A 7800-nucleotide genomic window follows, 5' to 3' on the forward strand; every position below is an offset into this window, starting at 1 on the left:
TTATCCATTGCCGGGCCAGCACCATGCGCGCATTCACCGTGATCCGACCTCGGGCCGAGGACGTAGAAGGCCAACCGATTTTGCGCCCCCTGCCCTCGGCAAAATGCCGCAGTGTGGGGCCATTCGTATTTTTCGACCACATGCTGCTAACCCATTACCCTGCCGGTAGCGGCATGAATATCCGACAGCACCCGCATATTGGTCTGTCTACGCTGACTTATCTGTTTGAAGGCCAGATTCAGCACAAGGACAGCCTGGGATCTGACCAACTGGTGGGTCCCGGCGATGTCAGCTGGATGACCGCCGGTGCAGCCATTGCCCATATCGAGCGCACGCCGGCATCATTGCTAGAGCAGGGTTCACATTTGCACGGCCTGCAGGTGTGGCTGGCATCACCCAAAACCCACGAGCAAGGTGCAAGCCACTACAGCCATCACCCCGCCGACAGCCTGCCCGTAAGCGACAACCTCGGGGTACGGATTCGCCTGATAGCCGGAACAGGCTTTTGCCTGACGTCGCCGGTACCGGTGCTCTCGCCAACCCTTTACGCAGACGTGCATATGCAAACGGCCACCACCTTGCTGATCCCGGCCGACTACCCGGAACGCGCGCTTTATATGCTTGAGGGTGACGTGCAACTGGATGGCCAGGCACTGGAGCCCCACAGCCTTGTGCTGCTGGAAGCAGGCGAAGAGATGACCCTGAGTGCCGACAGCGACTGCCACCTGGTGCTGATCGGCGGCGCACCGCTGGATGGCCCGCGGCGCATGAACTGGAACTTCGTCGCCAGCGACCCGGCCCTTATCGAAAAGGCCAGAGCACGCTGGGCGGCAGGCGACTGGCCGACCGTTCCCGGAGAAATCGGCCGGATCGAACTGCCGTAAAACCCGTGCCTTACAAGACCATTGCCGCAACCCAGCCAAAGGCCAGCAGTGGCAAGTTGTAATGCAGGAAGGTGGGCACCACGGTGTCCCAGATGTGGTGATGCTGACCGTCAATATTCAGACCGGAAGTCGGGCCCAGGGTGGAGTCCGACGCTGGCGAACCGGCATCGCCCAGAGCGCCCGCCGTACCGACGATACACACGATGGCCATGGGGCTGAAACCCAGCTGCACACACAGCGGCACAAAAATGGCCGCCAGGATAGGCACCGTTGAAAAGGACGAGCCGATGCCCATGGTCACCAGCAAACCCACCAGCAACATCAGCAGCGCTCCTACTCCCTTGCTGTGGTTGATCCAGCCGGCAGACGCTTCAACCAGCGACTTGACCTCCCCCGTGGCTTTGAGCACTTCGGCGAAACCCGAAGCGGCGATCATGATGAAACCAATCATGGCCATCATTTTCATGCCTTCGGTAAACAGATCGTCGGTGTCACGCCAGCGCACGATCCCCGAGGCCGAGAAAATCAGAAAGCCTGCCAGCGCACCAATGATCATGGAGCCCAGCCACAGCTGAATGATAAACGCCGCTGCAATGGCCACCCCAGCCACCAGCAATGTGCGCGGGTTGTAACTAATGGCCACCTGCTCGACCTGCTCGATCTTGCCCAGATCATAATCGCGCTTTTTGCGGTAGCTGATAAATACCGCCACCAGCAAGCCGAACAACATGCCCAAAGCCGGGATTGCCATGGCGTGGGTCACGTTGACAGCGCTGATATCCACGCCACTTTTGCTGACGTTGGCGAGCAGTATCTGGTTAAGGAAGATGTTGCCAAAGCCCACCGGCAAGAACATGTAGGGCGTGATCAAACCAAAGGTCATGACACAGGCGATCAGGCGCCGATCGATTTTCAGTTTGGTCAGCACATACAACAGCGGCGGAACCAAGAGCGGGATAAAGGCGATATGAATAGGAAGAATATTCTGCGATGAAATAGCCACCACCAGCAGCAAGCCGATCAATAGCCATTTGACCCGATTGCCACCCACGGCTTGCTGCTTGTTGACCATGCGCAGTGCTTTATCGGCCATGGCATGGGCCAGGCCAGACTTGGCAATGGCTACTGCGAAAGCGCCCAGCATCGCATAGGACAAAGCGACCTGAGCACCGCCACCCAAGCCGCCATTAAACGCATTGAGCGTAGCCTCGATACCCAGCCCGCCGACCAGGCCGCCCACAAGGGCACCCACAATCAGTGCGATAACCACATGCACACGGGACAGACTGAGCACCAGCATGATGCCGACCGCGGCAATTACTGCATTCATCATTACAACCTCATAGCGCGCACCACGATAAAAACACCGTGAAGCGGAAAATTTCGGGCAAAAGAAGACTGTTCCAATCGCCGGATCTGGAAGTGTGGGTGTATTTGGGGGCGCACACTTTGCAGCACCATCAGCGTCATGTCAAAGCGCATGCCGATAGTGGCCCCACAATCGTCCACAATCGGCCTTAACCCTAGTATTTGCAGGGCCAAATCGTACTTTTAAAGGGAGGGTCACATACTAAAAAAACGGGGTTTGGCATAAAGAAATACCACCTGCGGCCGCTAACAGACAAAGCCTCTTTTAGTCAGGATGTCTCCATGTCGCTCAGACAGCTTTCCATCCAATGGAAAATCACCCTTCTCGCCGGGCTCAGCCTGCTGGGTGTTGTTACCCTGCTGGTGGGGCTTTCGCTCTATCGCATGGACCACACTGCCGATCTGGTGGAGGCATCCAGCTCGCAGATGCTCAATGAGGCGGCACAGGCCCGCATTGAAGCGCAGGGTGAAGCCCAGGCACTGGCAATCAGCCGCCAGTTTATGGACGCCTACCAGTACGGCAACGGCTTCGCCCGCCAAGTCCTGTTTTTGCGTGAGCAATCGGAAAAACGCTTTCTGGATGCCTTCGACCTGCGTGAAGACCTGACCCGTCAGGTCAAAGCCGCCCTGCAGGCCAACCCGGACTTGCTGGGGCTCTCGCTGGTTTTCGAAGCCAACGCACTGGATGGCAAGGATCAGCTGTTCGATCATCAAAAAGAACTGGGCAGTAACGACAAGGGCCGCTTTGCCCTGTACTGGTCGCAACCGACGCCGGGCAAGCTGACCTCGATGGCACTGCCCGAATCAGACATGGCCGATACCAGCACCGGGCCCAGCGGCCAGGCCAACAACGCATGGTTTACCTGCCCGCGCACCACACGCAAACCGTGCATCATCGAGCCTTACTTTTATACAATCGACGGGCAAAGCGTACTGCTGACCAGTATCGTTTTCCCATTGATCGTGGACGGTAAAGTCATCGCTTCGCTGTCGGTGGATATCAACCTCAACAGCTTGCAAGCCCTCAGCCTGCAAGCCAGCCAGCGACTGTACGACGGGGAAACCCGGGTGGGCATCATCAGTTCGGCAGGCATCCTGGCCGGTTTCAGTGCTGATGCCAGCAAACTTGCCCAACGCCTCGATCAGGTCGACAGCAACGATGGCACGGCCCTGATCCGAATGATGGCCAGCGGTGATCAGGTACAAAGCATTCGCAGCCAGCAACGCCTGAAGGTGCTCACGCCCTTCCTGCCGATTCCGGGCAGCAAGCCGTGGGGCGTGTTGCTCGACGTACCCGAGAAAGTTCTGATCGGCCCGGCCCAGGCGTTGCAGGCCGAACTGGACGAGCGTAATAAAGCCGGAGCATTGATCGAGCTGGCCTGGGGCTCACTGGCGGCCATTATCGGGCTCTTGCTGGTGTGGCTGATGGCCCGTAGCGTGACCCGGCCAATCCTCGGCGTGGCCCATATGCTGGAAGATATTGCCAGCGGTGAGGGAGACCTGACCCGTCGCCTGGCCTACGATAAAAAAGATGAATTGGGGCAACTGGCCAGCTGGTTCAACCGCTTTCTCGACAAACTGCAACCGACCATCGCCGAGGTCAAACGCTCGGTGCAGGATGCCCGCAGTACGGCCGATCAGTCAGCGGCGATTGCCACCCAGACCAGCGCAGGCATGGAGCAGCAATACCTTCAGGTCGATCAGGCAGCCACTGCTTCCCATGAGATGAGCGCTACCGCACAGGATGTGGCACGCAGCGCAGCGCAAGCGGCCCAGGCCGCCCGTGATGCCGACCAGGCCACACGACAGGGCTTGACCATCATCGATCGCACCACCGCCAGTATCGATCATCTGGCCGCCGACATGAGCGTAGCCATGACCCAGGTTGAAGGGCTGGCTGCCGATAGCGAGAAAATCGGATCGGTACTGGAAGTTATTCGTGCAATTGCCGAACAGACCAACCTCCTCGCCTTGAACGCAGCGATCGAAGCGGCACGAGCAGGCGAAGCCGGACGCGGGTTTGCCGTGGTGGCCGACGAGGTACGCAACCTGGCACGCCGGACCCAGGAATCGGTTGAGGAAACCCGCCAGGTCATCGAACAACTGCAAGCCGGCACCCAGGAAGTGGTGAGCTCCATGAGCAACAGCCATCGCCAGGCCCAGGGCAGTGTCGAGCAGGTGGGTCAAGCCGTGACCGCCCTGCAACAGATCGGCGATGCCGTGACCGTGATTACCGACATGAACTTGCAGATTGCCAGTGCGGCAGAAGAACAAAGTGCCGTGGCGGAAGAGATCAACAACAACGTTGCTACCATTCGCGATGTTACCGAGTCATTGTCTGAGCAAGCCAATGAATCTGCACGGGTCAGCCAGTCGCTTAACTCTCTGGCCAACCAGCAGCAAAAACTGATGGATCAGTTCCGCGTCTGACCCTTTGGCGATGACGGCTTTAAGCCGTCGTCGCCTTTTGCTTACGCGCCGGTAGCTTGATGCTCACCAGCAACCCGCCTATCTCAGCCGTTCCAAGCTGCAGTTTGCCACCCCACGCTTCAACAATATCCCGCACGATGCCAAGCCCCAAGCCGTGACCACTGGCTTGCTCGTCAAGGCGCATACCACGACTGAACACCTGATCACGCTCAGTCTCGGGAATGCCCGGGCCATCGTCCTGTACTTCAATGACAAACCCGTCGCCAGTTTGGCTGATGCTCAGTTCGACTTGGGAGTCCGCCCATTTGCAGGCGTTATCCAGAAGATTGCCGAGCAATTCGAGCATGTCTTCCCGATCCCAGGGCAACAGCAACCCCGGCGCAACGTTGTGCGTCAGTTGCAGATGCTCGCCGTGGATCATCCCGAGGGTCGACAGCAGCCCCGGCAACTCTGCATCCGCATCGAATTGCGCACCCGGCAAGGCATCGCCCGCAAGACGCGCACGGTTAAGCTCACGGCTCATGCGCTGCTGTATCTGCTCCAACTGTTCACACAATGTATTTTGTATCTGCGGATAAGCCGCAAGCCGCGGATCGTTGGCCAGGCTGATCAACACCGCCAACGGAGTTTTGAGTGCATGCCCCAGGTTGCCCAGCGCATTGCGCGAGCGTTTGAGGGTGTCTTCGGTATGAGCCAGCAAATGGTTAATCTGCGTGACCAGTGGCTCAAGCTCAAGGGGCACCCGGGCATCCAGCTGAGAGCGCTGCCCCGACTGAAGCTGAGAAATTTGCTGGCGTGCTGTTTCCAACGGCCGCAGGGCACGGCGAACCGTGACGCGCTGCAGCAGCAAAATCACAATAAGGGCCAAGACCCCCATACCAAGACCGATCCGTTGAACTTGACGCAAGCTATCGCGTATCGGCGTGTAGTCCTGAGCCACCGTGATCGATACCGCCTGGCCAAGGCGCTGATAGTCGCTGCGCAAGACCAGTAACATCTGCCCTTCCGGGCCAGGCTGTAGTTCACGACTCAGGCCCGGTCGGTCGGGGCGCGGCAATTGAGCATCCCACAGCGAGCGTGAACGCCAGTGAGTCTCCCCGAATTCAATACTGAAATAGTGCCCGGAAAATGGCCGCTGATACGCCGGCGACAAACGCCGCTCATCCAGTTGCAAGCCCTGGGGGCCACGACTCAAGGCAATCAGCAAGTTCTCGCTGTCGTTTTGCAGGCCTGACTCCAGATAACGCTGAAGGCCATTTTCAAACAACCACAGACTGACCTGGCCTACTACCAGACCGGCAATCAAGAGCACACTGATCAAACCCAGGCTCAAGCGCCTTTGCATGGACTTCACTGACTGGCCGTACCGAACATATACCCCTGACCACGACGGGTTTCGATGACTGTACGCCCAAGCTTACGACGCAGATGGTTCACATGAACCTCAAGCACATTGGAATCACGCTCGGTCTCACCGTCATAGAGATGCTCGGCCAGATGGCTTTTCGAGAGGATCTGTTGCGGGTGCAACATGAAATAGCGCAAAAGCCGAAACTCGGCGGCAGTCAACTGCACCTCGGTGCCGTCATGGATAACACATTGACGGGCTTCATCCAGTTGCAGCCCGGCAGAACTCAATAAAGGCTGATTCGGTTGCCCGTGGGAGCGGCGCAACAACGCTTGTACCCGTAACTGCAGCTCTTCAGGATGAAAGGGCTTGGTCACGTAATCATCAGCACCGGCCTTTAGCCCGTCGATGCGCTCGGACCATGAACTCCGGGCAGTCAGAATAAGCACAGGTGTGGCCAGGCCTTTGGCACGCCACTGCTTGAGAACATCGATACCGGACATCCCGGGCAACCCCAGATCAAGGATAATCAGGTCATAGGGTTCGCTCTGCCCCTGATAAAGAGCATCACGGCCATCAGCCAACCAATCAACGGCATAGCCCAAACGGGCCAAACCGGCCATCAGTTCATCAGCCAAGGGGACGTGATCTTCAACCAGCAGCAACCGCATTAATCATCTACCTCGTCTTTGAGCAATTGACCATTACTGGCGTTCAGCTTGATCTCGCGCACTACGCCACTGGTGGTAAGCAGTTCAACCTCGTAAACATAAATATCGTCATCCTCCTCCAGCTCTACCTCCAGCAACTTTGCGCCCGGGTGCCGCTCCAGAGCTTTTTGCAGCAGTTGCTCCAGGGGCTGAATAAGCCCTTGCTCACGCAAACTCAATGCCTCGTCTTGCCCCAGGTCACGTGCAATGGCCAAGGAGCAGAAAGCACAGAGCACAAGTACGACAAGTCCGCCAACTCGCAGGTTCACTGTCATCACTGACCTCCAGGGCCTCCCTTAGCGTCATTCTTACGATATTAAAAGGTCGAAGCATAACGCCACGAGCTTAATTGAAACTGAATCGGCCGCCCTGATACCGCATGGCTGGAGGTATGCACCTGCTGCGGGCGTTAACTGTTAAACTGCTGCCCTGTATTTATCGCTCAGGCGATAGTCACCTCTTCAGAGCTATAACTATTGTGGAAATTTTCAAAGAGTTTACCTTCGAATCTGCGCACCGCCTGCCTTACGTTCCTGAAGGCCATAAATGCGGGCGGTTGCACGGTCACTCCTTCAAGGTTGCTATCCATCTAAGCGGCGACATTGACCCGGCAACTGGCTGGATCCGTGATTTTTCTGAAATCAAAGCGATTTTCAAACCGCTTTATGAGCTGCTAGATCACAACTACCTCAACGACATCCCTGGCCTGGAAAACCCGACCAGCGAAGTTCTGGCCAAGTGGATCTGGCAACAGCTCAAACCCTTGCTGCCAGAGCTGTCGGCAATACGCATTCATGAAACCTGCACCAGTGGCTGTATTTACTACGGCGACTGAGTCACAGGCTCGAAAAAACCACCTTGCGAGGTGGTTTTTTTTGCTCTGAAAAACGCATGGGGCAGCGAAAAAGTGAGCACAGGTTGCGCCAAAACTTTTCTCGGCGCAAAAACAAACCCCCTGTCTGCGTTAGCAGACAGGGGGTTTGGAATTTAATCTTGACGATGACCTACTCTCACATGGGGAAACCCCACACTACCATCGGCGATGCATCGTTTCACTACT

General features: G+C 57.2%; 7 protein-coding genes and 1 pseudogene. 4 read left to right on the forward strand and 4 right to left on the reverse strand.

The window, feature by feature from the left end:
• Nucleotides 1–23 precede the first annotated feature (23 nt).
• The gene (locus ACP7BE_RS23110) at nucleotides 24–884 is read left to right on the forward strand and encodes a pirin family protein (protein WP_095018949.1); all 861 of its coding nucleotides are present in this window, start codon (nucleotides 24–26) and stop codon (nucleotides 882–884) included.
• A 10-nt stretch (nucleotides 885–894) separates the two neighbouring features.
• On the opposite strand, the gene ACP7BE_RS23115 is transcribed toward ACP7BE_RS23110, so the two are convergent.
• Entirely contained in the window at nucleotides 895–2214 is a 1320-nt protein-coding gene (locus ACP7BE_RS23115; protein ID WP_426107435.1) for a Na+/H+ antiporter family protein, read from the reverse strand.
• Nucleotides 2215–3677: 1463 nt separating this feature from the next.
• On the opposite strand from ACP7BE_RS23115, the pseudogene ACP7BE_RS23120 reads away from it, so the two are divergent.
• Together ACP7BE_RS23120 and ACP7BE_RS23125 are read left to right on the forward strand one after the other, a co-directional pair.
• Nucleotides 3678–3824, forward strand: a pseudogene (locus ACP7BE_RS23120) (HAMP domain-containing protein); the annotation flags it as partial.
• A 102-nt stretch (nucleotides 3825–3926) separates the two neighbouring features.
• Nucleotides 3927–4682, forward strand: coding sequence for a methyl-accepting chemotaxis protein (locus ACP7BE_RS23125; protein WP_426107437.1), 756 nt, complete (start codon nucleotides 3927–3929; stop codon nucleotides 4680–4682).
• A gap of 19 nt (nucleotides 4683–4701) precedes the next feature.
• Here the strand turns inward: ACP7BE_RS23125 and ACP7BE_RS23130 are convergent, their stop codons facing one another.
• Genes ACP7BE_RS23130 through ACP7BE_RS23140 form a run of 3 tightly spaced genes read right to left on the reverse strand, consistent with a single transcriptional unit; the run spans nucleotide 4702 to nucleotide 7015 of the window.
• Complete coding sequence (locus ACP7BE_RS23130; RefSeq protein ID WP_095021292.1) at nucleotides 4702–6036, reverse strand: ATP-binding protein; 1335 nt, start codon at nucleotides 6034–6036, stop codon at nucleotides 4702–4704.
• Entirely contained in the window at nucleotides 6033–6701 is a 669-nt protein-coding gene (locus ACP7BE_RS23135; protein WP_095002705.1) for a response regulator transcription factor, read from the reverse strand. Before ACP7BE_RS23135 ends, ACP7BE_RS23130 begins: the two co-directional genes overlap by 4 nt.
• Nucleotides 6701–7015 (reverse strand): PepSY domain-containing protein, encoded by a 315-nt coding sequence (locus ACP7BE_RS23140; protein WP_426107432.1) that lies wholly within the window; start codon nucleotides 7013–7015, stop codon nucleotides 6701–6703. Before ACP7BE_RS23140 ends, ACP7BE_RS23135 begins: the two co-directional genes overlap by 1 nt.
• 203 nt (nucleotides 7016–7218) lie before the next feature.
• On the opposite strand from ACP7BE_RS23140, the gene queD reads away from it, so the two are divergent.
• Entirely contained in the window at nucleotides 7219–7575 is a 357-nt protein-coding gene (queD, locus tag ACP7BE_RS23145) for a 6-carboxytetrahydropterin synthase QueD (RefSeq protein WP_019410510.1), read from the forward strand.
• The last annotated feature ends 225 nt before the right edge of the window (nucleotides 7576–7800 follow it).

The organism is Pseudomonas sp. TWR1-1-3, from assembly GCF_049896805.1.
GTDB classification, from domain to species: Bacteria; Pseudomonadota; Gammaproteobacteria; order Pseudomonadales; family Pseudomonadaceae; genus Aquipseudomonas; species Aquipseudomonas bubulae.

What these genes read in the sequence shown, in the direction of transcription:
- ACP7BE_RS23110 (WP_095018949.1), top strand. Translation starts at nt 24, where the DNA reads ATGCGCGCATTCACCGTGATCCGACCTCGGGCCGAGGACGTAGAAGGC.
- ACP7BE_RS23115 (WP_426107435.1), bottom strand. Translation starts at nt 2,214, where the DNA reads ATGAATGCAGTAATTGCCGCGGTCGGCATCATGCTGGTGCTCAGTCTG.
- ACP7BE_RS23125 (WP_426107437.1), top strand. Translation starts at nt 3,927, where the DNA reads ATGGAGCAGCAATACCTTCAGGTCGATCAGGCAGCCACTGCTTCCCAT.
- ACP7BE_RS23135 (WP_095002705.1), bottom strand. Translation starts at nt 6,701, where the DNA reads ATGCGGTTGCTGCTGGTTGAAGATCACGTCCCCTTGGCTGATGAACTG.
- ACP7BE_RS23140 (WP_426107432.1), bottom strand. Translation starts at nt 7,015, where the DNA reads ATGACAGTGAACCTGCGAGTTGGCGGACTTGTCGTACTTGTGCTCTGT.